We start from the raw sequence: 26,320 nt of genomic DNA on the forward strand, positions 1-26,320 counted from the left end.
GTCCACCTCGATTCCGACGATCGCAGCGGAGCGGCCGGACTTCTGAAGTCCGGCGCCTGCGTGAAGTCGTTCGATTCCGTCGACGGCGCAGTTCGACGGGATCGTCCGAAACACATCGTTATCCGTGTCTTTGAAGTAATGGGGCTTTTCCGTGTCACAAGAATTCTTATCCCCCTGGCAGCGAACCTCTCGGTTCGCCACTCCCGGTGCCGGCTGGTCCGAGGTCGGTGGCGGGCTGGCGCAGGTCGCCGCCGCGGTGGCCGACAGCCATCACCGCGCCCCGCTGCCCTCCGGAGCGCCGGAGGAGATGCTCGCCGCCGTGGCGGAATCGCTCGGCCCGGAACAGATCCCGGACCTCGGGGTCGGCGAACCCGCCGCCCTGGCGCAACTGGCCGAGCTGATCGCCCGGTACGGGCTGGACCTCACCCACAAACTCACCGCGGCCCATCTCCAGCCACCGCCGCTGACGGTGGCCGTGGTGGCCGATGCGCTGGCCAGCGCGACCAACGCGTCGCTGGACACCTACGATTCCGGCCCGGCGACCCTGGCCATCGAGAAGTGGACTATCAACGCGCTCGCACGGCTGGCCGGTTTCACCGACAGCGCCGGGGGTGTGTTCGGGCCGGGAGGGTCGTACTCGAATCTGCTCGCCCTGCTGATCTCCCGCGACTACGGGGCCGCGCGGCTCGGGATCGATATCCGGCAGAACGGGACCAGCGCGCTGCCGCGGCCCGTGGTGCTGTGCTCCCAGGTCGCGCATTTCTCCATCCACCGGGCCTGCGCGGCCCTGGGGCTGGGAGAGGCCGCGGTGATCGGGGTGCCGGTGGACACCGAGCACCGGATGATCCCGGAAGCCCTAGAGGCGGCGCTGGCCGAACTCAGCCGCACCCATACGCCGATGACGATCGTGGCGACCGCGGGCACCACGGACTTCGGCTCCGTCGACCCGCTACCGGAGATCGCCGATATCGCCGCCCGCTACGGTGTCTGGCTGCATGTGGATGCCGCGTACGGGTTCGGTTCCCTGTTCTCCGCGAAGCTGTCCGGTCTGCTGGCCGGTATCGAGCGCGCCGATTCGGTGACCCTCGACCTGCACAAGGTCGGCTGGCAGCCGGCCGCCGCCAGCGTCCTGCTGCTCGCCGACCAGCAGCGATTCGCCTCGCTCAACCGTTCCGTGGCCTACCTCAACCCGGACGACGATGTGGAGGCCGGATACGGCGGGTTACTGGGCCAGACCCTGCAGACCACCCGCCGCCCCGATGTCCTCAAGGTCGCGGCGACCTTCCTCGCCTACGGCCGCAGCGGTCTGGGCGAGATGCTCGACACCTGCCACGAACTGGCGCGTTACGCGGAACGGCGGATCGCCACGGAATTGCAGCTGGAACTGGTGGCACCGGTGACGCTGACGACCGTGGTCTTCCGGTACCGCTGTGAGGATCTGGATCTGGACCAGGTGAACGGTGAACTGCGCCGCCGCCTGATCAGCAACGGTAAGGCGCTGATCGGCCGCACACAGGTGCGCGTGCACGGCGAGGGCGAGCCCCGGACCTGCCTGAAACTGACGCTGCTGAATCCGGAATCGGCCGAGACCGATATCGACGCGCTGTTCGACGAACTCCTGCGGGTCGGGCTGGAAGTGGAGTCCGAGGGGCTGCACGAGGGTCTGCGGAGCGACCGCGACGAGATGGTGCGAGTGCATGAGTGACGTCGAATCGGTAGGGATTCTCGCGATCGGCTGCGGGCCGTTCAACCTCGGGCTCGCCGCCCTGGCCTCGACCGTCGACGACGCCGATGTCCTGGTGGTGGATTCGGCCGACGAGTTCCGCTGGCATCCGGGTTTGATGTTCGAAGAAGCGAAACTTCAGGTCAGCTTCCTGTCGGACCTGGTCACGCTGGTGGACCCGACACATCCCCTGTCGTTCCTGGCGTATCTGGCCGATGTGGACCGGCTCTACCCGTTCCTGGTGCGCGAGGAGTTCTTCCCCACCCGGCGCGAATACGAGGCCTACCTGCTGTGGGTGGTGCGGCGGCTGTCCTCGCTGCGGTTCGGCACCACGGTCGAGGCCGTGCGCTGGATCGACGCCGACGAGCGGTTCGAGGTGTCGGTACGCGGTTCGGACGGTACGACCTCGACGATCCACGCGGGTCATGTGGTGATGGGTATCGGCACCGAACCCGCGGTCCCGGAGGAACTCGCCACCACCTCCCCGGCGCTGGTGCACAGTTCGGATTATCTCTTCCATCAGGAGGCCGCCCACGCGGCCGGTGCGGTGACGGTGATCGGGTCGGGCCAGTCCGGCGCGGAGATCGTGATCGATCTGCTGGAGGAGAATCTGCGCGGCGGTCCGGCGGTGACCTGGTGGACCCGTACCCCGTGGTTCGCGCCGCTGGATTTCACCAAGCTGTCGCTGGAGATGACCACGCCCGCCTATATGGATTATTTCCACAGCCTTCCCGAGGCCACCCGTGATCGGGTGCGGGCGGGTCACTGGCAGTTCCACAAAGGCATCTCCGCGGAGACCCTGGACCGCCTGCACGATCTGCTCTACCGCCGGCAGCTGAAGGAGAAACCGCAACCGGTGCAGTTGCGCAACGGGGTCGCGGTCGAGGGCGTGGATACCCTGGCCGACGGGCGGCTGCGCCTGCGGGGGCGCCATCTGGACACCGGATCGCTGCTCTCGCACACCGCGGATATGGTCATCGCCGCCACCGGGTACCGCTCCCGCGAGCACGAGTTCCTGGCGCCCCTCGAAGGCCGGCTCCGGCGTGATTCCCGCGGTCGCCTGGCGATCGAATCCGATCACGCGGTGGCCGCCGACGCGGCACTGAGCGGCCGGCTGTTCGTCGCCAATGCCGAGGCGCACAGTCACGGCGTCTCCGCGCCGAACCTGGATATCGGGGCCGTGCGCAACGCCAAGATCCTCAACACCGTGCTGGGGCGCGAGGCCTACCGCCTGCCGCGCCACACCGCCTTCACCAGTTTCGGGGTGACCGATGACGACATCGTCGAATAGGCCCGCTCAGCTTCGGTATGCCCTGCCCGGCAGCCGTGAATCGATCACTGTTCCTTCGTCTCTGAGGAGTTCCTGATGTCCGACCATATCCGTGAGGTGCTGGACAGCATCCTGGAAGAAGATCTCGACCTCGCGATCACCGATATCGCCCGGACCTCGTTGCTGGTCGAGGATCTCGGACTGGATTCGGTCGGGTTCGCCATCGGCGTCGTCGCCATCGAGGAGCGCCTCGGGGTGCAGCTCAGTGAGCGGGAGATGTCGGAGGCGGCCTCGGTCGGCGATCTGGAAGATCTCATCCGTTCCAAGGCCGGGGTGTAGGCGGTGACGGCCGAATCCTTCACAGAGCTACTCGCCCGCGCATTCGACGACCAGGTCGTGGCCTGGACCGAACAGGCCGAGCGGGAGCAGAAATTCCCCCGGCCCCTGCTGGAACACCTGGGCGGGATGGGGGTTTTCGCCCGGAAGTGGGAGGGCCGCAAGGTCGCCGATCTCGGCGACCATTTCGCCCTCGCGCACCGGCTGGGCGTACTGCAGTCGGCGGGGATCGGCGTCGGGGTGAGCCTGCACGATTCGGCCATCGCCATCCTGCGCCGTTTCGGCCGCAACGATTTCCTGCGCGACCTCGCCGACCGGGCCGTCGCCACCGAAGCGGTGCTCTGCATCGGCGCCTCGGAGGAGTCGGGCGGCTCCGATCTGCAGAACGCCCGGACCCGGATCGAACCGGAGGACGGCGGCTACCGGGTCACCGGGCACAAGAAGTTCGTCTCGCTGTCGCCGGTGGCGGACTACATGTTCGTGGTCGGGCGCAGTTCCGGCGACGCCCCGGCCGGTGATCAGGGCAATGTCGCGCTCGTCGCGGTGCCGATGTCGCAGGTCTCGATCGGCAGGCCCTACGAGAAACTGGGGGCCGGCCCGCTGGACACCGCGCCGGTGACACTGGACACCTGGGTGCCGGAGGAGGCGCTGATCGCCCGTCCCGGAACCGGCCTGGCGGTGATCAGCTGGGGCCTGGCGCACGAACGCTACTCGGTGGCGGGGCAGATCGCCGCCGCCTGCGAGGTGATGCTCGGTGTCACCCTGGCCCGCATGCTGGATCGCAGCCAGTTCGGTAAGCGGCTCTACGACCATCAGGCGCTGCGGCTGCGGGTCGCCGATATGCAGGCCCGGGTCGATCTGCTGCGGTACGCCCTCGCCGGAGTCGCCGCCGAGGGCAAGGTGAATCTGCGCACCGCCGCGGCAATGAAGGCCTCCGCCGCGAATCTCGGTGAAGAAGTGGCCTCGGAATGCCTGCACATCTTCGGCGGCATCGGCTACCTCGAATCGGAGACGCCGATCGGACGCTGGTGGCGCGATATGAAACTGGCCCGCGTCGGCGGCGGCACCGACGAGGTGCTGTGGGAACTGGTGGCGGCCGCGATGAAGCCCGATCACGAGGGCTATCAGAAGATGCTCGAGAAACAGGTGGACCAGATATGAACAGCCCCGCCGGCAGCGGCACCGTCACCGGATCGGCGCCCACCGAACTGGCGCCCCCGGACCTCACCTACCTGCACCTGGACACCAAGACCTCGCCGATGCACTGGGCGATGGTCATGGAACTGGCGACCGACGGCCCGGCGCTGACACTCGCCGAGGTGCGGGCCCGGGTCGCCGAACGCACCGGGCTCTTCGATATCTTCCGCCTCGGCGTGGAGAACGGCCGCTGGCGCAGACCCCGCGTGGTCCTGGCCGATACCGTGGATGTCGACCGGCAGGTCGCGCACGCGCAGTACGCCGACGCGACGGATCTGTTCCGGCAGATCGCGGCACTGCACGAAACCGCGCTGGTGCGCCCGGCGCCGTTCTGGCATATCACGCTGTTCACGCCCAGCGGTGCGGGCAATCAGTACCTTGTGCTGCGGGTACACCACAGCCTGTCCGATGGGATCGCCGGCGCCGCGTTCGCCGCGCTGCTCGCCGACGGAACCGCTGACGACCTCACCGAATTCGAGCGCTTCGCGATCAGTCCGCGCTATCGGATCGCCGAGATCGAACCCGAGGTGCTGAAGGAATCGAAGGCCGCCTTCAACGATCAGTTCGCCGCCGCCCGCACCGGCCGCGGCTGGCCGGAACTGACCCGAAGCGGACGCCGGGAGGTCGCGCTGCACAGTGTGTCCACCCGCGATCTGCGCCGGACCGCCAAGAAACACGGGGCAGGAGTGCACGAATTCGTGCTCGCCACCATCGGCGCCACCCTGAGCGCCGCCGCGCCCGCCACCGGGAAACCACCGGCCGAGGTGCTACGGGTGACGCTACCGGTGACGCACGATACGGCGTTCCGGCACACCGGGAACGCGGTGCTCGTCTCGCTGTTGAATCTGCCCGGTAATGCGCCCGATCTCGCCACCCAGATCGACCGGGCGCGCGCCGAATTGGCGATCATCGAGCGGCGTCGTCCGGAACTCGCGCTCGCCGCCACCGATAACGCGCCGAAAATTCCCTGGCCGCTGCATCGCGCGATCGCCAACGCGTCGATGTCGCGGATGAGCCCGGATATCCATATCGGTATCAATCCGGGTTTCTCCCGGATCCGTTCCGTACTCGGCAAAGCGATCACCGAACTGACGCCGATCTCACCGCTGGTGGGCTATTCGTTCTCGGTGACCTCGCTGATCCTGGGGAACAAGACCTCGTTCGGGGTCGTCACCGATCCGGCCGCGCTGCCGGCCGGCTACGCCGCGACCTTCGTCGAACAGTTCGACCGCGTGCTGACCGAGGCATCGGCGCCGTGACGAGCTGCCCGGTCCGGAGCCGCCGCACCCAGCGGCCGGACCGGTTCGCCGAGAACCTTTCTCGGATTGCCGAGTCTTTTACGTTCGGGCCTTGCCCGGTAGGAAGCGAAGTGAACATCCCATGAGCAGAATCACCGAATTACTGTTCGACCGGCCGGTGCCGGAGAACACCGGTATGTGGAGCGGCGAAGATCCGGCGGACCTGTCGTTCCGTTCCTGGGCGCAGATCCGCTCGACCGCCCGCCGCGCCGCCGCCGGACTCGCCCGCGCCGGGGTGGAGCCCGGAAGTTCCGTGGCCATCCTGGCCGGCACCGCCGACGATGTCGTCGTCCTGGTACAGGCCACTTGGATGCGCGGCGCCGCCTTCACCATGCTGCACCAGCCCACCCCGCGCACCAACCTGGAGACGTGGGTGGCGGATACCCGCGCGGTGGTCCGGATGCTGGACGCGAAGGTGCTCGCGGTGGCCGAACCGTTCACGGCCGCGGTCCGCGATCTTGATCTGGGCGTTCCGATCGTGCCGATCGAGGACATCCTCGCGGGGTCGGACGAACAGGATCATGTCGCCACCGCCGAGGACGATATCGCCGTCCTGCAATTGACCTCCGGGACCACCGGTGTCCCCAAGGCGGTGGCGATCTCGTACCGCAACCTGCATCAGAACCAGATCGCCATGGCCGGCGCGGCCGGATTCCGGTCCGATGATGTGGTCGTCAGCTGGCTTCCGCTCTACCACGATATGGGCATGATCGGCCTGATGATGACGCCGATGTTCGCCGGCGCGACCACCGTGATCACCACACCGCTGGCCTTCCTCAAGAACCCGCTGTCGTGGGCCGACCTCATCACGAAGTTCGGTGGAACCTTCACCGCGGCACCGAACTTCGCCTACTCGGTGCTGGCGCGCCGGCTCAAGCGTGCCGCCGACGGCGCCTACGACCTGTCCAGTATGCGGGTCGCGGTCAACGGCGCGGAGGCCGTGGACGAGGACACTTTGCGGGAATTCCTCGCCGAGGCGGGCCGGTTCGGTTTCCGGCCGGAAGCGCTCATGCCGGCCTACGGGATGGCCGAAACCACTCTCGCGGTGTCGTTCACCGCCGCGGACGCCCGCTACGCGGTGGACGTCGTCGACGCCGACCGCGCCGAGGAACAGGGCGTCATCGCGCGCGACGAGGTCACCCGGCCGCGCACGCTGATGCGGTTGGGCGCGCCGGTGCCCGGGATCGAACTGAAAGTCGTCGACGACGCCGGCAACACCCTGCCCGCCGACCGGATCGGCACCTTCCTGGTCCGCGGCGACGCCGTCACCACGAAATACCTGGGTCCGGACGGATACTCCGCGGCGATCGACGCGGACGGCTGGCTGTCGACCGGTGATCTCGGCTACCTCACCGCGGACGGCGAAGCAGTGGTCACCGGCCGCAAGAAGGACGTGATCATCGTCGCCGGCCGCAACATCTCTCCGACCGTCGTGGAACGGGCCGCGGCCGCGGTACCCGGGGTACGCCCGGGCAGCGTCGCGGCGCTGGCGATCCGGCTGCCGTCCATGGCCCGCGAGGGGATCGCGGTGATCGCCGAATCGGACGCGGCCGGCGATGTGGACGAATGTGAACGGATCCGGAAGGAGGTCGCGCGCGCGGTCTACGACGATGTGGGTATCGCCCCGGCCGTGGTGACGATCGTGGGCAAGGGCGCGCTGCCGAAAACCCCGTCGGGCAAGCTCCGCCGGGCTTCCGCGGCGAGCCTGATCCCGGCCTGAGGCGGGCCGCCGGATGTGGCAGGGGAGACGCGGCGATCGGGTCTCCCCGTCACGGTCGCTCGGGATCGTCGCCGGTGGCCGACCGGTCGAAGAGTTCGCGCAGGGCGACCGCATCCACATAACGTCCGGCCTGCCGGTAGGCGAAAGCGAGATCGTCCCGCGTCGTCGAGGTATCCGGGTGATCGGCGCCCAGGATACGAACTCGTGCCGTCAGTGTTTGCTCGAGCAGTGCCGTGGCTTCGGCCCACCGGCCCGCCGACAGGTACGACGCGGCGAGATTGTTGCGGGAGAGCAGGGTGTCGGGGTGCTCGGGCCCCAGCACACGTTCCCGGATGGTCAGCGTGTGTTCGTTGAGCCGGAGTGCCTCGTCCGACCTCCCCACCGCGCTGTAGGCACTGGCCAGATTCCCGCGGGTCATCAGCGCGTCCGGGTGCTCGACGCCCAGCTGGTGTTCCCGCGCGGGGAGAACCTGTTCGAAGATGGTGACGGCTTCGGCCGCTCGACCGGCGGCCTGATAGGCGACAGCGAGATTGTTGTATGCGGTGAGAGTATGCGGGTGGTCGTGCCCGAGGAGTCGGTCGGAGTCGGCGATCGTGCGTTCGAAAGTTGCGATCGCTTCGGTCATCCGGCCGGCCTTCTGATAGGCGAGGGCGACATTTCCGCGGGTGAGTAACGTGCTGGGATGGTCGGTGCTGAGGACCCGCTCACGATCGGTGAGTGTCTGTTCGTAGAGCCCGACGGCCTCGTCGACCCGACCGGCGGCCAGATAGCCGGCCGCCAGGTTGTTGCTCGAAGCCAGCGTATCCGGATGTAGCGGCCCCAGACTACGTCGGCGATCGGCGAGCGTTCGCTCATAGAGACCGATGGCATCCGCGAGCCGGCCCGCCGCGCGGTAGGCATAGGCGACGTTGTTTCGGGCGTTCAGCGTATCGGGATGGTCGGGGCCGAGTAGCTCCTCACTGGTTGCCTGGGTCTGTTCCAGCAGGGTGATGGCCTCCGCCCGGCGGCCCGCGCTCTGGTATGCGATGGCGAGATTGTTGCGGCAGGCCAGGGTTGTGGGATGAGCGGGGCCGAGCGTCCTCTCGGTCGTGACATGGAGCTCCTCGTAGAGGGGGATCGCCTCGGTGATCCGCCCGGCCGCGCGGAGAGCGGCCGCGAGCCCGGCGCGAGCATTCCGGTCCAGCGCCATGATCGAGTTCGGGATCCATTTGGTTTTCGGCAGAATCGATCGGTAGAGCGCAATGGCTTCGTCCAGCCGGCCCGCGGCCCGGTAGGCATCGGCGAGATTTTCGCGGACAGCGAGGACGCCGGGGTTCCAGGACTTCAGGATGCGCTCCGCATCGGTGCGGCACAGTTCCAAGACCGCTACCGCTTCGTCCACTCGTCCCGCCGCATGGTACGCGTGCGCGAGAGCGTTACGAGCGGCCAGAGTTTCGAGGTGGTCCGTACCGAGGACCAGGGCCGTATCGGCCAGCGCCTGGTAGGTGTACTCCACGGCCCGGCTGACATCGGCCGACTCGATCAATTGCCTGCCCGCCCAGTGGCGGGCCTGTATCAGCCGCAGCGTCGGGGCGGTACCGGTGGCGGGTGTCCTGGTGCCCCAGAGCGCGTCGATGTGGTCGATCAGATGTGCTCCCGCTTCGCGCCGGTGCCACGCGTCTTTCACATCGATGTAGTGGCTTTCGATCACATCCAGCGCGGTATTCGTCAGGCGGGTCAGACCTGTACCGGCCTCTCCGCGCCGTACCCGGCTCAGGAGACCGGCCCGGGGTTCGGGCGCCCGGTCGACGGCGCGTTCCCGGATGACCCGCGAGATGAGGCGATGCATCACCACGGTTTCGCCGGTGGTCGAGCGGGTCAGCAGTGAGCCCCACTCGCAACGGGCCAGCGCCTCGGTCAGGCGTCCGGATGCATCCGGCAGGATCTCGGTCCGGACCCCGGCCGGCGAGAGCATCGCGATCAGCTCGAGGACATCGCGGACAGTGGTATCCAGTGCCGGGTCCGCACTGGACGCTTCGGTCGTATCCAGTGAGAGCAGGATCGCCTTGTCGACCCGGTGCGGATGGTCGGAGCCGGCGAGGCGGGTGAGGGCGGCGGGCAGCGGTTGGTCGAGTAGCTGCTCATAGCTGCCGTAGTCGAGGCGGCGGATGGTGATGGTGGCCGCGGCCTGGGTGAGGGCCAGCGGCAGATCCCCGAGTTGACCGGCGATACGGTCCGCGCCGGAGTCGTCGTCGAGTCCGGTCGCGGCGCGCAGGAACGCCAGTGACTGGGCGCGCGCGTACACCTCGAGATCGATCGGGCTGCCCAGCGTGGTGAAGGCGTGGTCGGTGCTGGTGATGACGACCCGGGTTCCGCCACGTACCGGTACGAACTCGCGAACGCGGTCCGGGGCGGTCGCATTGTCGAACACCAGCAACGCGGGCTCCGGGCGGGACGCCAGATAGTCGCGTAACCGATGCGCGGAACGCTGGGAATCGCCCTCGGGATCGGCCACTCCCAGCCGGCGCGCGACAGCCGCCAGGCCCTCCAGCAGGTTGCCGTCGGTTTCGGCGTCGATCCATCCCACCAATCCCGCGCCGGAGTCGATGGCTTCGCGCGCGTATGCGGCCGCGAGCTGGGATTTGCCCACGCCCCGCATCCCGGTGACCACGACGGCGACCCGATCCTCGGTGAGGTTTCGCCGCAGCGTGGCGAGCTGTTCGCGGCGCAGATAGTGATTGGGCTGCTGTGGCACCGCACCGACGACGATTCCGTCCAGAGCCGCCGGGGATTGCGGAGCCGATTGGAAAACCAGCTGGATATCACGGCCGGCCTGCACATGGTCGAGTGCGAACACCGGCGCACCGGCCGAGGTCCCCTGGTGGCTCTGTGACGCGTCCGGAGCGGGGGTTATCCGCGCGCCACCGGAGGGCCCTCGTCGAGCCCTCCCGCCCGGACCCCGCTGATCCGGATCGACCCACCGACAATGAGATCGGTGGCGTCCACAGCGTTCTCACCGGCAACGGTGATATCGCTGATCTCGACATCGCCGCCGGCCTCGATTCGGGCCAGCCGTATCCCGACGGCCGCGGCGGCCTGCGGCGCCTGCTCCTCCAGAACTCGCAGCAGCTCTTCGGCGACGGCACGCAGTTCGGTATCGGCGCCGGCGCCACTCCTGCCGAGTTCGTCGGCCAGCAGCCGGCGGCGTTGTGGTTCCCCGGGACTCTCCTCCAGTTCGAGCACTTCCGGTTCGACGGCCTCGTATCGGCGGACCAGCAACTCTTTGAGCCGCTGGTAGCTGTCCGTCACCACCTGCGTGGACACCTCGGTCGCCCCGGCCGCGGCCCCCGCCGCCACCGCCGCGGCGATCAATGTCACCGGATCCATCTTGCCGAACCTCCCCTCCGACACCGCCGGAAGCGGTGGACCAGCACAACGTAGCCGAAACCGACCGGTTCTCAGAGTAATTGCCGCCAGGACACCGCGCATCGTGATCGCCGCGCCGCCCCGCCACCCACCGGTTTCGATCAGATCGCCCGGAATACGCTCAGGGTTCGGCCGCAGAAATGTAGGTTGTCCAGGCGGTTCCGGCCGATTATTGTGTGCGCCGAGCTCGGCCAGGGCGAATGCCGGGAAACCGGCGGGATTACCTGCGTTCGGCGGCATTCCGGTATCCGCGGACCGCGAGCGGGCCGAACACGGCGACCAGGCCGACCGTCCACACGACCGTGACGATCAGCGGCCCGGCGATTTCACCGCCCTCGGTGAGCCCGCGGACCGCCTCGATGGCGGGGCTCATCGGCTGATGTTCGACCACCGGCTGCAGCCAGCCCGGATATTCGGTGACCGGCGCGAAACCGCTGTTGAAGAACAGCAGCAGCAGGAACAGTCCGCCGAGTTGCTGCACGGCCTGTTTACCCGACGCCACGGTCGCCATGGCGATCACCGGCACGGCGATACCGATGGCGAACACCATCGGGACCAGGACCGCCCCGATCCCGGCGGCGATCCCGTGCTCGAAGCGGAAACCCAGCGGTACCGCGACGGCGAACAGCACCAGTGTGGCGATTCCGGTACGTACCGCTTCGGCGAGCAGCCGGCCGGCGATGAAACCCGCGCGCGGCACCGGCAAGGTCCACATCCGGGCCAGTAGGCCGGTATCGCGTTCGTGGATCAGGCTGATCGCGGTGGCGAGTGTGCCGAACAGGGCGCCGACCAGGGCGACGAGCCCGGTGTTGCCGTAGACGCTGTCACCGCCGCCCATGGAGGTCACGGTTTTCCCGAGCACCAGCTGGAACATCAGCAGCATGAACGCCGGGAAGACCAGCGACTGGACGACGATCCCGGGATCGCGCGACCACGAGCGCAGCAGGGCACCCGCGTGGATGATCGATTGCCGGATCAGCGGCACCGCCCGGCGCGGCGGCCAGGTGGATTTCGTCTGCGGGACGGTTGTCGTCATCGATTCACCTGCGCCCTTCCGGCGGAGACGATGGCGGCCCAGCCCGCGGCGAGCAGGCACACCGACCAGATGAGGGCCGCGGTGAGTTCGGGGCCGGTTCCGGCCGCGAGCCCACGGAGGGTGTCGGCGAAAACCGACATGGGCTGGTTGCGGACGAACGGCTGCGCCCAGTCGGGGAAGGCGCCGGCCGGGACCAGGCCGGTGGAAGCCATCACCAGGATCAGTTGCGGGATCATCAGGATGCTCGCGATGGAGACCGAGTTGCGGGCGAGAGTACCGACCGCGTCGGTGAGCATGCTCAACGCCAGCCCGAACACCACCACCAGGGCCATGAAGACGACCGTGTCCGCTATCGAGCCGTGGAAGCGGAAGTCCAGCGAATAGCCGATGACCAGACCGCCGGCCAGTGCCAGCAGCATCCGGGTGAGCACCCAGGCCATCCGGCCGAGGAACGGCGCGACGCGGGGGATCGGCAGCGACATCATGCGTTCGTGCACCCCGGCGCGGGCGTCGTGCCCGGCGGTCTCCGTGGCGGTGATCGCGGTGAAAAGACCGGCCTGCAACAGGATGATCGGGGTGAGGAACTGCGCGTAGTCCGCGCCGCCGAGCTCGAACTGCCGGTGCAGCGGCACGTAGAAGCACAGGAAGAACACGACCGGGCTGAAGAAGGCGAAGAAGGCGTCGCCGGACCGGACGGCGGCGAGGATCTTCTGCCGAGCCAGGGTCGCGGTGGCCGGGCCGAGCGCCACCGAGGCTCGCGCGGCGGTTCGTTCCCGGGATCCGGCGACGGTGTCGGCGGTGAGTGTGGCCGGCATCAGTGCGTCTCCGTCAGCTGCAGGAAGACCTCGTCCAGTGACGGCTGCCGTAGGCCGATATCCACCACATCGATCTGCGCGCCCTGCAGCCGGGTGATCACTTCGGAGACCGTCGCCATGCCCCGCGGCGCCCGCACCACGAGCCGCGGATGGACCGTGGCGGCGGCCGCGGTTCCGTCGGCGGGGGCCTCGACCAGCTCCAGCCCGTCGAGGAGCCCGATCACCCGGGCGGTGTCGTCGCGTTGGGCCAGGGTCACTTCACAAACCGCCGCGCCCACCTGCTGTTTCAGCTGACCGGGAGTGCCCGCGGCCACCACCGAACCCCGGTTCAGCATCACGATGTGGTCGGCGAGCCGGTCGGCTTCCTCCAGGTACTGGGTGGTCAGCAGGACGGTGATGCCCGCGCTGCGCAGCCCGGCGACGGTATCCCAGACCGAGGCGCGGCTGCGGGGGTCCAGACCTGTGGTGGGTTCGTCGAGGAACAGGATTTCGGGCCGGGTGACCAGCGCACTGGCGATATCGACGCGCCGCTGCATACCACCCGACAGCGCGCCGACCCGCCGGTCGCGGACGGCGCCGAGGTCGAATTGCTCGATCAGTTCATCGATCCGGGCGCCGAGGCCGCGGCCGCGCAAGCCGGTGAGCCGGCCGAAGACGGACAGGTTCTCGATCGTGGTGAGCCCCTCGTCCAGAGAGGCGTACTGGCCGGTGAGCGAGACCAGTTCGCGGACCCGGGCGGCCTCGGCCACCACATCGTGTCCACAGATGCGGGCGCTGCCCGAGGTGGGCCGCTGCAGGGTGGACAGCAAGGTCACGGTGGTGGTCTTACCGCTTCCGTTGGGGCCGAGCAGTCCGAGCACTTCGCCCCGCGCCACCTCGAACGAGATACCGTCCAGAGCCCGCACTTCGCCGTAGGTCTTGACCAGGTCGCCGACCACGATCGCCGACGTCCCCGATTCCGGTGCCGAGGTCATATCGCCACCACCTCACGTGGTGCGGCGAACATCGGCCGGGCCGGGTCCGTCGCGCCCGGATACGGCCCCGGTACGTGCTCACGACCGGGCGACGCGGCCCGCGAATCGGCGATCAACGACATGGCACTCGGCCCTCCGATCGGCTGGATCCCCACCTCGGGACCCCCATCCATTACTTAGGCAAGGCTATACTATGTTCGCGGTCTCGGGGGTGGGAAAAGCCTACGGGCGGAGCGGCTTACCGGGACCCGGGCGCGGCGACTCGCAGACTTACGTCACCCGGCCGAAATGTGATATAGGGGAGGGCGGTTGACGCGGCGGGGTGGGTCGGCGCTAGGGTGTACGGGCTATGAGGGACGCTGCGACAACGATTTCGGGGGCTTGGCGGGTCGAGGACGGAACGGCGGTGGCCTTCCGTGACGCCGCGGTTGCCTGGGCGATGGCTGCGCACGAGGTGCTGACCGAGACCGCGACGGTCTACGGATACTTCGTCACGGTGCAGGAACTCGCCGAGCGGGTGCAGGAGATGTCGGGGGTGCGTACCGACGCCCCGACCCGCACCTGGATGGACGCGATTCTGCGCAAGGTGGCGCGCCGCTGCCACAACGCCGGGGAACCGCCGCTGACCGCGCTGTGCGTCAAACGCAATCTCAAGGTGAGCGACAGCTACAAGTACGTGCTCGAACTGGCCGCGTTGCCGGTGCCCGCCGATATCGAAACCCATGCCGCGTATGCCCGCTGGGCCTGCTATGCCGCCCACGGCGCCGATGTGCCGGCCGACGGCGGCACTCCGCCGCTGATCAGCCGCGGCGGTTCGGTCAAACGAGGTACGCCGGCCACCACCACCCGGACGACCGCGGCCAAAGCGGATACCGGGCGCAACGTGGTGTGCGCGAGCTGTTTCATCCAGCTGCCCGCCACGGGGATCTGCGAACACTGCTGATCCCGGCCGCGCCGGATCAGGCCAGCGTCGTATGCCAGAGCAGAGCCGCGGCCAGCGCGCCCGCGCCGTTGACCGCCCAGTGCAGGGCGATGGGCGCCAGCAGGCTGCCGCTACGACGGCGCAACCAGGTGAACACCACCGCCGCCGCGGCCGTCGCGGCGACCGCGAGGACTATTCCGGCGATCTGGCCGGGCAGCCCGCCGCCGATGAGTGCGGACAAGCCCTCGTTGCCGCTGGTCAGGCCGAACGACGAGGCGATATGCCAGAGACCGAACAGTAGTGAACCGGCCGCGAAGACGCCGCGGGCGCCCCAGGCCCGGTCCAGGGTGCCGTGCAGTACGCCGCGGAAGGCGAGTTCCTCGGGGATCACCGTCTGCAGCGGGATGACGATCATCGAGGCGATGAGCGCCCCGGAAATGGTGGCGTAGCGGTCGGCGAGGAAGAACGGCCTGGTCAATGGGAGTGCGGCGCCGATGGCGACCGCTGCGAGCACCACCCCGACCGCCGCGAGCGCGTATTTCGTTCCGGACCGCCAGTGCCGGGGCGAGAGTCCCAGCTCCGACCAGCGCAGCCCGCGCCGCCGCATGAGCGCCAGCAGCACCACCGCCGCGATCGGCACGCTCACGATATTGGCCCATGCGGTGGTGAAATGGGCGATCAGGTTGGTGCAGACGAGCACGGCCACCACCACCGCCACATCTGCGTACGCGTGGATTTTGTGCCGCGGAGCAGCCGTTTTCTCGGGAACCGGGTGGAGCATTGGGCCAAGTGTACGGATCGGCACGCGGCCCGCCCGGGTACCGGACGGGTCAGGCGGTCGTCCCGGCGGCCCAGCCGTCCGGATCCGCCCAGGCGCCCAGCGTGCGCGATGATTCGAAACGCCGGAGCTCGCCGGTCAGCGGGTCGGTGAATTCGAGCGCCGCGGCGAGCAGCTGTAAGGGCCGGGTGAAATCGTCGACGTCCTTATCGGTGAGCACCGGGTAGAAATCGTCACCGAGGATAGGCACGCCCAGCGAGTTCATATGCAGCCGGAGCTGGTGGGTGCGGCCGGTGGCCGGATACAGGCGGTAGCGGGCGAGATCACCGCGCCGCTCGATCAGCTCGATCCGGGTATGGGCGTTCGGCGGACCCGGCACCTCCTGCGCTGCCAGGACGTGCTTCTCCTTGATGATCCGGCTCTCCGTTTCCACGGGAAACGTCAGGCCGGGCCGGTATCCGGCCACGGCCTCGTACTCCTTGTGCACCCGGCGGCCCTGGAACATCGTCTGGTAGGCGCCGCGCCGCGCGGGGTCGACGACGAACAGGACCAGTCCCGCGGTGGCCCGGTCGAGGCGATGCGCGGGGATGAGCTCGGGCAGGTCCAGTTCCCGGCGCAACCGCACCAGCGCGGTTTGCAGGATGTGGCTGCCCCGCGGAATGGTCGCCAGGAAATGGGGTTTGTCGGCCACCAGCACGGTCTCGTCGCGGTACACGATCGGGATGTCGAACGGCACCGGCCGCTCATCGGGCAGATCGCGGTGGAACCAGATCGCACCGCCGGGAACATAGGGTGCGTCGAGGGCGAGCGGGCCGTCCAGATCGACGATCTCGCCGGCCCGCAACATATCGTCGATCCGGGCCGGATCGACCCGGGGGAGCCGGTGGACCAGGTGGTCGCGCAGGCTCGGCCAGACGGCGTCGTCGGGGAGCCGTAGCCGGGCCGGGTCCAGCCCGTACCGCTTCGGCAGCGGGGGCTGCTGCCTCCTTCTCACCGGTCGCAGCCTAGCCGGGCCACGACCGGCGGATTCACCGTGTACCCGGCCCGCGCGGCGGCTACTTCCAGTAGCCCTGGGCCTTGATCTGGGATTTCGGCAGGGAATGGGTGGTGCGGAAGGTTTTCACCAGCGCCCGGGTGGTGGCGGCGTCGCAGGCGGCCCAGGCGAACGCGTCCCCGGGGACAATGAGTTCCTCGGCAGCCTCGCGCATGAGGCGGCCGTCGTCGATGCGCTGGATCCAGGTGACCCGGTGGTGCGGTTTGTTGCGCACCGGCAGGGTGCGGTCGGAGTCGTACTGCCATTCCAGCCAGACCCGCGCCGGGGTATCGCCGATGGCATCGAGCAGGGTATTGACCGCGGGCAGCGAGGCGGCATCGCCGAAGATCACGTATTCGCCGGGCGTCACCTCGGGCAACTGGAAATTCGAGCCCAGTACCGAGGTTTCGAGCACATCGCCGACCCGGGCGCGTTCGGCCCACTGGCAGGCCGGGCCGCTGTGGATGGCGAATTCGATGTAGAAGTGGTCGTTACCGGGATCCTGGTCGATGAGCGTGTACCCGCGGTGATGCAGTTTGCCGGACTCCGCGTCCGGGATCCACAGCCGGATGAACTGCGTGGGGTGCACCGGGTGGTCTTCCAGCAGGCCGCCCGCGGTGAAGCCGATCCGGATGTACTTATCGGTGATCTGTTCGGTGGAAGTGACGGTCAGCCGGTAGTCCTCGGCCCGCCACACCTTCATCAGTACGCCATTGGTGCCTCTACCCATGGAGGTTAGCTTAACCTAACTATGGCGCCCGTTCGTGGTGTTCGAACGGGGGCCGGGGCGGTCCGAAACCTCATCCGGTAGTGACTTATCTCGTACCAAAGTTTAGGTAAGGCTATGCAAATATAGGTAAGGTGATTCGGTGGCCGTGGCACTCCCCGGCGCGCCGGTTCGGGCGAGCGGGTGGGGCGATCCGGCCGGCGTAGGGCGAGAGATGGGAGTATCCGGTGAATCGACTCGTGGTGCTGGGCGCGGGCCCCAAGGCGATGGCCGTGGCCGCGAAAGCGCACGTACTGCGCCGGCTGGGTATGCCCGCTCCGGATATCACCGTGGTGGAAGCCCATGCCGTGGGCGGCAACTGGCTGCCCAGCGGCGGCTGGACCAACGGTCGGCACCGGCTCGGCACCAGCCCGGAGAAGGATATCGGCTTCCCGTATCACTCCACCTGGGCGCGCGGGCGCAGCCGCGAGATCGACGAGGCCATGCTGGCTTTCAGCTGGACCGCGTTCATGGTCGAACGCGGCACCTACGCCGAATGGGTCGACCGGGGACGGCCCAGCCCGCAGCATCATCTCTGGGCGCGGTACCTGCAATGGGTCGCGGAGAAGGCCGATTTCGAGCTCGTCTCCGGGGCGGTTCGCACCGTCGCGGCGGGCGCGGACGGCTGGGCGGTGACGGTGGTCGACGCCGACGGTCTCGCGACCGAGATCGAGGCGGAACGGCTGATGATCACCGGCCCCGGCGACAGCCGCCGTGCCCTGGCCGACCATCCGAAGATGTTGAGTATCGCCGATTTCTGGGATCTCGTCGGGCGCCGGAAACTGCCGGTGTCCTCCCGCGCCGCGGTGGTCGGGGGCGGGGAGACCGCGGCGTCGGCCATGGACGAACTGGTCCGCCACGAAGTACTGACGGTCTCGGTGATCTCCCCGGCGGCGACGATCTACACCCGTGGGGAAAGCTATTTCGAGAACTCGCTGTTCAGCGATCCGGCCAAATGGAGCGGCCTGAGCATCGAGGAGCGCCGGGATGTGGTGCGGCGTACCGATCGTGGTGTGTTCTCGGTGCGGGTGCAGGAGAATCTGCTCGAGGATGCCCGGGTGCATCATCTGCAGGGGCGCGTGGTGCAGGTCGCCGATCAGGACGGCGGGGTCGCGCTCACCCTGCGCAACGAGAACCGGCCCGACCGGGTGCACGCCTTCGATCTGGTGGTGGACGCCACGGGCGGGCATCCGCTGTGGTTCCTGGACCTGTTCGATACCGATGCCGCGGACCTGGTCGAACTGGCGCTCGGCGGGCCGATCACCCAGCAGCGCCTCGAATCGGCCATCGGATACGACCTCGCGGTCTCCGGTCTGGACACCAAGCTCTATCTGCCCAATCTCGCGGGGCTCGCGCAGGGGCCGGGGTTCCCGAATCTCAGTTGCCTGGGCCAGCTCTCGGATCGGGTACTGGGCCCCGAACCCGAGCGGAACCGCGCGGTCGATGCGCGGGCCCGCTTCGGCTCGGCCGCTCGTTAGCCGGTCTTCGGGGTGACCGGTCCGGTCCGCAGGGTAGGAGCGTCGTCGGGGGTGCGGGGCAGGACGTGCAGCGCGATCCGGCGGGTGGGGCGGATATCGAATTCGCCCAGCTCGGTCCAGCCGTTCTTCACCAGGGCGCGGCGCATCCGGGGATTACGGTGGTCGGGCTCGCACAGCAGGCGGCGGCAGTCCGGGTCCTGATCCCAGACGGCCTCGCCGAGCAGGCCGATCCAGCGCGAGATGACGCCCTTGCCGGTGAGTTCGGGATCGGCGGTCGCGATATGGAATCCGATATCGGTGGGGCCGGCGTCGTAGAGCCGGGCGATCTCGTCCTTGGCCGGCCGGTACAGCTCGACATAGGCGACATCCCGGACACCCAGTTCGGGCCGGTCCACCCCGGCGAAGTCGAGGCTCAGTACACAGGGCAGCGAATACGTCCCGGTGAGCTGCGCGGTCAGATGCCGGTGCCACCGCTCGACCGGCCAGTCCTGCTCCCAGGTGTCCACCAGATGCGGGCGCGCCATCCAGCTCGCGATGGTGGCCGGGTCGTCACCGTCGGCGTCGACGGCGCGCAGTGCGAAGGGTTCGGGGAACCACGGGACCAGCGGTGCCGGTGCGGCGCGGACCTCCTCGGGGATATCGCGCAGTTCCCGGGCGAGGACGTACGGGGTCCCGGTCTGATTCATCTGGGGTCGGCTCCCTCGGATCGTCTGTCTGATCGGCTGCGACTGGGTCGAAGCCCCGGTTAGGTTACCCTATGCTAAGATTTCCCCAATGGCCGTGACGGAGCGCGGGAGTCCCGATTCCTCTCGACCATACGCTGTACCCGCGACGCAGGAGTCCGTGTTATGCCGACAACGCTGCTGGAACTGGAACGACTCGGCGAACCGGCCTCGGCGGAGGCGCCGTCGCCCATCCGGATTCCGGAGGAGTGGACCACCGGTGTGGAATTGTCCCCGGTGCCCGGGATCGCCTATCTGATGCGCTGTGGCCGATCCGTACCGGAAAGCCGCACCGCGATCCGGTTCGGTACCGAAACCCTCACCTACGGAACCCTTTTCCAGGTGCTCGCCCGTCCGGACCGGGTACCGGTCGGCACCCCGGTCGATCGGCTGATCCGGTTGCTCGGCGGCTTGCTCGGCGACGCCGCGGGCCGCGGTGTACTCGCCGGTCCGCACCGCTATGCGCCGCGTATCCCGGTGGCCGCCCTGGCCGTCGCGGTCGCAGATCGCCGGTCGGTGGCCGCCGAACGGAAGACCGTCTGCACCGATCGCGCCCTCGGCACCGCCGACGTGCGGCTGTACGCCGCCGCCTGGAGCGATGTGGGTGTGGCCGTGGAACTGCTGTCGGCCCTCGCCGACGGCGCGGCCCTGGTCATCGCCGACGAACACGAGCGGTCCGTCCCGGGCGCGCTCGTCGAGCTCATCGAACGCCACGGTGTCACCCATGTGACCGGTACCCTCGAGACCGTCGCCGGTATCGCGGCCGCGGCCACCGCGCTCCCCACCGTCTGCCGCTGGGATATCACCGGCACCGCACCCGCCCCCGACCTGCCCGGCCGGTTGCGCGAACTCGCGCCGCGGTCGCTCGCGACCTTCGCCTTCACCTCCGCCGGGTACGCGGGTGCCGTGACCAGGGGCTGCTTCGACGGCACCGGTCGTACCCGGCCCATCCCCGGCGCCCGGGTCCAGGTACTCGACCCGGATCTGCGCCCGGCGGCGCCCGGCGTCATCGGCGAGGTGTACGTCGGGGGTGCCGCGGTCGGCACCCCCGGAACGAGCGCCGCCTTCGTACCGGACCCGCTGGAGCCGGGCGGCCGGCTGTTCCGCACCGGCGAACGTGGCACGTGGACGTCGGAGGGCCGGCTCGTTTTCGCCTGATGCCCCATGGCGCCGCCGGGACGGCTGCCGCGCCGGAGTGAAGACAGCAACGTAGGCAGCGATCCCGAAGGGCAGCCATGGCAGACGATCTTTCCGAGCACCGCCGCCCACTATCCGACGCGCAGCGTCGTATGTGGTTCCTCCAGCGCCTCGATCCCGGGGAAACCACGCTGAATGTCTGTGCCGCACACCGGCTCAGCGGCGAGCTGGACCCCGGCCGCCTCCGGGCTGCCCTGGCCGCGGTGGCCGCCCGGCACGACGTGCTGCGCAGCACCTGTCATGTCGACGAATCCGGTGAGCCGTACCGGATTACGCACGAGGACCGCGAACCGTACTGGCAGGAGCACGATCTCACCGGCTACCCGGAGACCGGCCGCGCGCGGCGGGTGGAGGTGCTGGTGCGGCGCGAATTCGCCCGTCCCTTCGATCTCGCCGGGGAATGCCCGCTGCGGGCGACGCTGGTCCGCACGGGTGTGGACGACCACGTGCTGATCCTGACCGCGCATCAGATCGCGTGGGACGACGAATCCTGGCCGGTGTTCTGCACCGGGGTGAGCGCCGCCTACCGCGGTGACCCGGTACCGGAACCGGCCACGCGATACGAGGACCTCGCCGCCGTATCCCATTCCGGCGCCGCCGATCTCGAATACTGGCGCCGGGTACTGACCCCGCTGCCCAGCCGCCTCGAACTGCCCGGCCGCCCGGCCGCGGCCGGTTCCGGTAGCGCCGCGGAGACCGTGACCCGCACCGTCCCCGCTGCCCTGCTGACGCGAGTCCGCGCGGTCGGCGCGGATTTCTCGGCCGATGCGTTCACCGTGCTGCTGGCCGGGTTCCAGGCCCTGATCCAGCGCTACACCGCCGCCGGCGATTTCTTGATCACCGTGCCCGTGAGCAACCGGCCCGCGGGCGCCGATCCGGCGCCGATCGGTTATTTCGGTAATACGGTCATCGTCCGGGCCACCCCCGAACGCGACGCTACTTTCGCGGACTATCTGGAATCGGCGGTACATGCCTGCACCGGTGCGTTCGCGCACCGGGGTCTGGGCATCGACCAGGTGGTGCGGGCGGTCGGCCCGCGCCGGGTGGCCGGCCGCGACGGCCTGGTCCAGCTGGTGCAGCTCAGTTTCGGGCAACGGGCCGCGGTGCGGGGTTTCGAGCTGCCCGGGATCCGCTCGGCCGTACTGCCCTTCGCCGGCGCGGTGGCGCAGGAGGAACTGGAGCTGACAGTGGTCGGCGACGATGCGGACGCCACCCTCGAAGCCACCTACCAGATCGGTCACCTCGACCGGGACACCGTCGACCAATTGCTCGACCACTATCTGCAGCTCCTGGACACCGTGGTGGAAAACGCCGGCCGGCGGATGTCGGAGATCGATGTTTTGGGCGCCGACCGCGGCGCGGTGCTCGATGTGTCGCACGGTTCGCTGGCCGACCCGGTCGATACCACCGTGGTCGCGCAACTGGAGGCGCGGGTGGCCGCGACGCCGGACCGTATCGCGCTGGTCTCCGATGACAGCGAACTCACCTACGCCGAACTCGACGCCCGCGCGAACAGGCTGGCGCACTGGCTGATCGGCGCCGGAATCGGTCCCGAAGACGTCGTGGCGCTCGGTGTGGACACCTCGGTGGATTTCGTGATCGCCGCCTGGGCGATCCTGAAATCCGGGGCCGCCTATCTGCCGATCGACCCGGGCTATCCCGCCGAGCGGATCGAATACCTGCTCGGCGACGCCCGTCCGCGCCTGCTGCTCACCGCGGCCGTGTACGCCGAGGCCGTCGCCGCCGCGGAGTCGTTGCCGGTGGCGGCGCCGACCGACCGCGACCGGGTGGCGCCGCTTCGTCCCGGGAACACCGCCTACGTCATCTACACCTCCGGTTCCACCGGGCGTCCCAAGGGGGTCGCGGTGGCGCACGCGGCGATCGCCGACCATCTGTCGGGTTTCAGCGCGGAATGGGACCTGGATGCCGACGACCGGGTCCTGCAGTCCACTTCGGTGAGTTTCGATGCCTCCCTGATGGATATTTTCGTGACCTTGTTCGTCGGCGCCCGGGTGGTGATCCCGAAACCCGATGCCCACCGCGATATCCCGTATATCGCCGAACTGGTCAGTCGGCACGGGGTATCGGTGCTGCATATGGTCCCGTCCATGCTGGCCACCTTCCTGATGGTGCCCGAGATCAACAACTGGACCACGCTGCGGCATATGCCGGTGGGCGGCGAGGCGCTTCCCGGTGAGGTGGCCGACCGGTTCACCGCGCGGTTCGACGCGCAGTTGCGCAATCACTACGGCCCGACCGAGGCGGTCGTCTGCGCCACCCATATGCCGGTGGAGGGCCCGCAGGGCACCGGAATCGTGCCGATCGGCGTACCGAACCGCAACGTCTTCCTCTACCTGCTCGACGATGTCCTGCATCTGGTGCCCAACGGGGTGGTCGGCGAGATCTACCTCGGGGGCGATCAGCTGGCCCGCGGCTACCTGAACCGGCCCGGGCTCACCGCCGGACGTTTCGTCGCCGACCCGTTCCGGCCGGGGCATCGGCTGTACCGCACCGGCGATCTGGGGCGGCGCGGGGCCGACGGCGTGGTCGAATTCATCGGCCGCACCGACGACCAGGTGAAGGTGCGCGGTTACCGCATCGAACTGGGCGAGGTCGAGGCGGCGATCAACAACCACCCCGATATCGCGCACGCGGTGGTCGTGACCTCCGAAGACCCGGTCCTGGGCCGGACCCTGGCGGCCTATCCGGTGCCGGTGCCCGGGGCCGCGCTCGACCTGGATTCGCTGCGTGCGCGGGTGGCCGCCCGGTTGCCCGAGTACATGGTGCCCGCGACCTTCACGGTTATCGACCGGATCCCGCTCACCGCGCACGGCAAACTGGACCGGCGGGCCCTGCCCGCGCCGGAGTTCGTCTCCGCCCGTGAGTTCCGGGAGCCGCAGACGCCCACGGAGCGGCGTATCGCCGAACTGTTCGGACGGCTGTTCGATCAGGAGCGGATCGGCGCGGACGATTCCTTCTTCGAACTGGGTGGGCATTCGCTGCTGGTGGCGCGGCTGATCTCGATGGTCCGGGCGGAGTTCGGCGTCGAGGTCGATATGCGCACGCCGTTCCGCGCCCCCACCGTGTCCGGGCTGGCGGCGCAGCTGGTGGCGCAATGCCTGCGCGAATTCGGTGTCGATATCGACGACCGACGCGAGTTCGCGGCAACCGCGGTGGCCCCGGGAAGTGCGCCGGCATAGCGGAGCGAGGGTGAAACGCCACCGCCCGGTGAGCCATACGGAGCTCACCGGGCGGTGTGTGGTGCGCGGCGGGTCGTTATCCGGCCGCTGCGACGAGTGCGGGCTCGATCTTGTCCAGGATGTAGGGCAGCGAGAGCACGATCGGCTGATTTGGCGCCGCTATCACAAGCCGACGCGCTGGTCCTCCGGCAGGAACAGTGCGTCGGTCGCCACGACTCCGAAGGTCCGGTAGAACTCCGCGATATTGCGGACCACCTGGTTCACCCGGAACTCGTCCGGGGCGTGGGTATCGCCGGCGAGCAGCCGTTCGGTGACCTCCGGGGTCATCTTGGACCGCCAGATCCGCGCATAGGACAGGAACATCGTGTGATAGTCCGGGTTGGTCACCCCGGCGCGTGCCTCGGCCAGGCGGTAGGCGGCCAGCGCGATCTGCAGGCCGCGCAGATCGGCCAGGTTCTCGCCGACGGTGAGTTCACCGTTCACATGCTGTTCGGGGGCCAGCCCCTCCGGGACCAGCGCGTTGTACTGGTCGATCAACTGTTTCGACTTGGCGTCGAAGGCGGCCCGGTCGGCGGGGGTCCACCAGTCACGCTGGTTGCCGTCGCCGTCGAATTTCGAGCCCTGATCGTCGAAACCGTGCCCGATCTCGTGCCCGATCACCGCGCCGACACCGCCGTAGTTGACCGCGATCTCGGCGTCCTTGTCGAAGAACGGGGGCTGCAGGAAAGCGGCCGGGAAGACGATCTCGTTCGTCACCGCCGAGTAGTAGGCGTTCACCGTCTGCGGTGAGGCGCTCCATTCCGATTTGTCGACCTCGGTGCCCAGCCGGTCGAACGACCGCTTCACCTCGAAATCATTGATGGACCGCAGCGATTCCACGATTTTTCCGCGGGTGACCCGCAACCCGGAGTAGTCGGTCCATTTATCCGGATAACCGAGCTTGAGGCCGATCTTGTCGAGTTTCTCGATCGAGGCCTGCCGGGTCTCCGGCGACATCCAGTTCGAATTGGTGAAATTCTCCCGGTAGGCGGCCATCAGATCGTCGACCATCACCTGGACGCGTTCCTTGGCCTCGGGCGGGAAGTATTTCTCGGCATACAGTTTGCCGAGCTGTTCGCCCAGATTGCTGTCTACCGTGCCGACACCGTTCTTCCACAGCTCGGGGCGCTGCTGCAGCCCCGACATGAGCCGTCCGTTGAAATCGAAATTGGCGTCGGAGATTTCCTTCGGCAGGACATGCGCGTAGGTCTTGATCACCGCGAGCTTCAGATAATCACGCCAGATCGCGATATCGGTATCCGCCCAGATCTTGCCGGCCTCGGTCACATAGGACGGCTGATTCACCACCACCTTGGCGAACAGATCCTGCGGACGATCGGTGATCCCCTTCAGCCAGGGTTCCCAGTCGTACTGCGGAGCCAGCGCCGTGGCCTTGTCCCAGTCGAACACGTTGTAGGTGGCGGCGGCGTCGCGATTGCGCACGTTGTTCCAGTGCGCGGCGGCGATCCTGGTCTCCAGTGCCAGCTGGCGGTCGGCGATCCCGGCGGGATCGGGCAGATCGGCGCCCTTGGCGAGGCGCTCCAGCAGGGTGCGGTACCCCGCGAGTTCCTCGGCGAACTGGGGGTCGCGGTAGTACTGCTCGTCGAGACCCAGGCCGGACTGCCCGATCGAGGCGATATAGGCGGTGGAGTTCTTCTGATCGATGCTCACCCCGATACCGATGAGCCCGCCGATCGGCAGCCGGCCCATCACCTCGGCGAGGGCGGGTTTGTCCTTCGCGTCCTCGATCTCGGCGAACATCGAGTCCAGTGGGGTCAGGCCCAGCTTCTCGATCTCGTCCAGGTTCGTCCGGGCGTCATAGAGATCGCGGATGTGCTGGGCCTCGGTCCCGTCCTCCGGGTCCCGGATGCCCTCGATGATCTCCTTGAGCTGGAGTTCGGTGCGATCGTTGGCCTCGCTGAACGCGCCGAAGGAGGTCTTGTCCGGCGGCAGGGTGTATTCACGCAGCCATTTCCCGTTGACGTGCCGGTACAGATCGTCCTGCGCGCGCACGGCCGGATCGGCACCGTCCATATCGACGGTGACCAGCTTCACGGCTTGGTCCTCGGAGCAGGAGACCAGTGCCGTGGCAGCGGGCAGCAGGCCCAGCGCGACCAGGAATGAGCGGCGGCCGAGCACGAACGGACGATCCGGCGATTTCACACGAAACCTCTCCCCGATGCGGGACCCGCACCTCTCCTAGGCGAACCAGCCCCATGAGGCTACCGGCGCCGCCTCCCGGCGTCGCGCCGGGACGCACCGACCGATAATCCTCCCCGGATTTCGGTCCGAGCTGCGGGTTCGCTATCCTTGACCGGTTGCCTGCGGGCCCGGTGCCCGCGATTCGGCCGCGAACCCCCGGTGGTTGATCGTTCAGATCGTACAGAACCGCTGGTAGGCGCGCGTTCGGA

Annotated in this window: 20 protein-coding genes and 1 pseudogene; 10 read left to right on the forward strand and 11 right to left on the reverse strand. The window is 68.5% G+C overall.

What is annotated here, in order from left to right; genetic code table 11:
* Positions 1-151: 151 nt before the first annotated feature.
* The 6 genes from AB0F41_RS08195 to AB0F41_RS08220 all read left to right on the forward strand — a co-directional run bounded on the left by AB0F41_RS08195 (position 152) and on the right by AB0F41_RS08220 (position 7,544).
* On the forward strand, positions 152-1,705 hold the full coding sequence (locus AB0F41_RS08195) for a pyridoxal-dependent decarboxylase (protein WP_357422076.1): 1,554 nt from the start codon (positions 152-154) through the stop codon (positions 1,703-1,705).
* On the forward strand, positions 1,698-3,014 hold the full coding sequence (locus tag AB0F41_RS08200) for a SidA/IucD/PvdA family monooxygenase (RefSeq protein WP_357422077.1): 1,317 nt from the start codon (positions 1,698-1,700) through the stop codon (positions 3,012-3,014). Before AB0F41_RS08195 ends, AB0F41_RS08200 begins: the two co-directional genes overlap by 8 nt.
* A gap of 75 nt (positions 3,015-3,089) precedes the next feature.
* Complete coding sequence (locus tag AB0F41_RS08205) at positions 3,090-3,332, forward strand: acyl carrier protein (RefSeq protein ID WP_357422078.1); 243 nt, start codon at positions 3,090-3,092, stop codon at positions 3,330-3,332.
* 3 nt (positions 3,333-3,335) lie between these two features.
* Entirely contained in the window at positions 3,336-4,490 is a 1,155-nt protein-coding gene (locus AB0F41_RS08210; RefSeq protein ID WP_357422079.1) for an acyl-CoA dehydrogenase family protein, read from the forward strand.
* On the forward strand, positions 4,487-5,785 hold the full coding sequence (locus AB0F41_RS08215; protein ID WP_357422080.1) for a wax ester/triacylglycerol synthase domain-containing protein: 1,299 nt from the start codon (positions 4,487-4,489) through the stop codon (positions 5,783-5,785). The genes AB0F41_RS08210 and AB0F41_RS08215 overlap by 4 nt, the downstream gene beginning before the upstream one ends.
* A gap of 121 nt (positions 5,786-5,906) precedes the next feature.
* The gene (locus AB0F41_RS08220) at positions 5,907-7,544 is read left to right on the forward strand and encodes a long-chain-fatty-acid--CoA ligase (RefSeq protein WP_357422081.1); all 1,638 of its coding nucleotides are present in this window, start codon (positions 5,907-5,909) and stop codon (positions 7,542-7,544) included.
* 49 nt (positions 7,545-7,593) lie between these two features.
* On the opposite strand, the gene AB0F41_RS08225 is transcribed toward AB0F41_RS08220, so the two are convergent.
* From AB0F41_RS08225 to AB0F41_RS08250, 6 genes and pseudogenes are all read right to left on the reverse strand, one after another.
* Positions 7,594-10,380: a tetratricopeptide repeat protein gene (locus tag AB0F41_RS08225; RefSeq protein ID WP_357422082.1), complete on the reverse strand. Its 2,787-nt coding sequence runs from the start codon at positions 10,378-10,380 to the stop codon at positions 7,594-7,596.
* A gap of 53 nt (positions 10,381-10,433) precedes the next feature.
* Entirely contained in the window at positions 10,434-10,910 is a 477-nt protein-coding gene (locus AB0F41_RS08230) for a hypothetical protein (RefSeq protein ID WP_357422241.1), read from the reverse strand.
* A gap of 81 nt (positions 10,911-10,991) precedes the next feature.
* Positions 10,992-11,189, reverse strand: a pseudogene (locus tag AB0F41_RS08235) (TylF/MycF/NovP-related O-methyltransferase); the annotation flags it as partial.
* Positions 11,170-11,985 (reverse strand): ABC transporter permease, encoded by an 816-nt coding sequence (locus tag AB0F41_RS08240; protein WP_357422083.1) that lies wholly within the window; start codon positions 11,983-11,985, stop codon positions 11,170-11,172. The pseudogene AB0F41_RS08235 and the gene AB0F41_RS08240, both read right to left, overlap by 20 nt.
* A complete protein-coding gene (locus AB0F41_RS08245; RefSeq protein WP_357422084.1) occupies positions 11,982-12,800 on the reverse strand; it encodes an ABC transporter permease in 819 nt (272 codons plus the stop codon). Before AB0F41_RS08245 ends, AB0F41_RS08240 begins: the two co-directional genes overlap by 4 nt.
* A complete protein-coding gene (locus AB0F41_RS08250) occupies positions 12,800-13,774 on the reverse strand; it encodes an ATP-binding cassette domain-containing protein (RefSeq protein WP_357422085.1) in 975 nt (324 codons plus the stop codon). Before AB0F41_RS08250 ends, AB0F41_RS08245 begins: the two co-directional genes overlap by 1 nt.
* Before the next feature lie 349 nt (positions 13,775-14,123).
* Between AB0F41_RS08250 and AB0F41_RS08255 the strand changes: the two genes are divergently transcribed.
* A complete protein-coding gene (locus AB0F41_RS08255) occupies positions 14,124-14,717 on the forward strand; it encodes a hypothetical protein (RefSeq protein WP_357422086.1) in 594 nt (197 codons plus the stop codon).
* Between the two features lie 16 nt (positions 14,718-14,733).
* Here AB0F41_RS08255 and AB0F41_RS08260 read toward each other — a convergent pair whose 3' ends face one another.
* The 3 genes from AB0F41_RS08260 to AB0F41_RS08270 form a co-directional block, all read right to left on the reverse strand.
* On the reverse strand, positions 14,734-15,477 hold the full coding sequence (locus tag AB0F41_RS08260; protein WP_357422087.1) for a CPBP family intramembrane glutamic endopeptidase: 744 nt from the start codon (positions 15,475-15,477) through the stop codon (positions 14,734-14,736).
* Between the two features lie 49 nt (positions 15,478-15,526).
* Complete coding sequence (locus tag AB0F41_RS08265; RefSeq protein ID WP_357422088.1) at positions 15,527-16,468, reverse strand: RluA family pseudouridine synthase; 942 nt, start codon at positions 16,466-16,468, stop codon at positions 15,527-15,529.
* A gap of 61 nt (positions 16,469-16,529) precedes the next feature.
* Positions 16,530-17,237, reverse strand: a complete 708-nt coding sequence (locus AB0F41_RS08270; RefSeq protein ID WP_357422089.1) for a siderophore-interacting protein — start codon at positions 17,235-17,237, stop codon at positions 16,530-16,532.
* Between the two features lie 224 nt (positions 17,238-17,461).
* Between AB0F41_RS08270 and AB0F41_RS08275 the strand changes: the two genes are divergently transcribed.
* Positions 17,462-18,751, forward strand: a complete 1,290-nt coding sequence (locus AB0F41_RS08275) for a SidA/IucD/PvdA family monooxygenase (RefSeq protein WP_357422090.1) — start codon at positions 17,462-17,464, stop codon at positions 18,749-18,751.
* On the opposite strand, the gene AB0F41_RS08280 is transcribed toward AB0F41_RS08275, so the two are convergent.
* Positions 18,748-19,437 (reverse strand): GNAT family N-acetyltransferase, encoded by a 690-nt coding sequence (locus AB0F41_RS08280; protein WP_357422091.1) that lies wholly within the window; start codon positions 19,435-19,437, stop codon positions 18,748-18,750. The two genes, AB0F41_RS08275 and AB0F41_RS08280, sit on opposite strands and share 4 nt — an antisense overlap.
* A 162-nt stretch (positions 19,438-19,599) precedes the next feature.
* Between AB0F41_RS08280 and AB0F41_RS08285 the strand changes: the two genes are divergently transcribed.
* Both AB0F41_RS08285 and AB0F41_RS08290 read left to right on the forward strand, forming a co-directional pair.
* Complete coding sequence (locus AB0F41_RS08285; RefSeq protein ID WP_357422092.1) at positions 19,600-20,631, forward strand: AMP-binding protein; 1,032 nt, start codon at positions 19,600-19,602, stop codon at positions 20,629-20,631.
* A gap of 77 nt (positions 20,632-20,708) precedes the next feature.
* Entirely contained in the window at positions 20,709-23,870 is a 3,162-nt protein-coding gene (locus tag AB0F41_RS08290; protein ID WP_357422093.1) for an amino acid adenylation domain-containing protein, read from the forward strand.
* A 162-nt stretch (positions 23,871-24,032) separates the two neighbouring features.
* On the opposite strand, the gene AB0F41_RS08295 is transcribed toward AB0F41_RS08290, so the two are convergent.
* The gene (locus AB0F41_RS08295; protein ID WP_357422094.1) at positions 24,033-26,072 is read right to left on the reverse strand and encodes a M13 family metallopeptidase; all 2,040 of its coding nucleotides are present in this window, start codon (positions 26,070-26,072) and stop codon (positions 24,033-24,035) included.
* Positions 26,073-26,320 lie beyond the last annotated feature (248 nt).

The sequence above is a fragment of the Nocardia sp. NPDC024068 genome (assembly GCF_040638875.1).
GTDB lineage: Bacteria > Actinomycetota > Actinomycetes > Mycobacteriales > Mycobacteriaceae > Nocardia.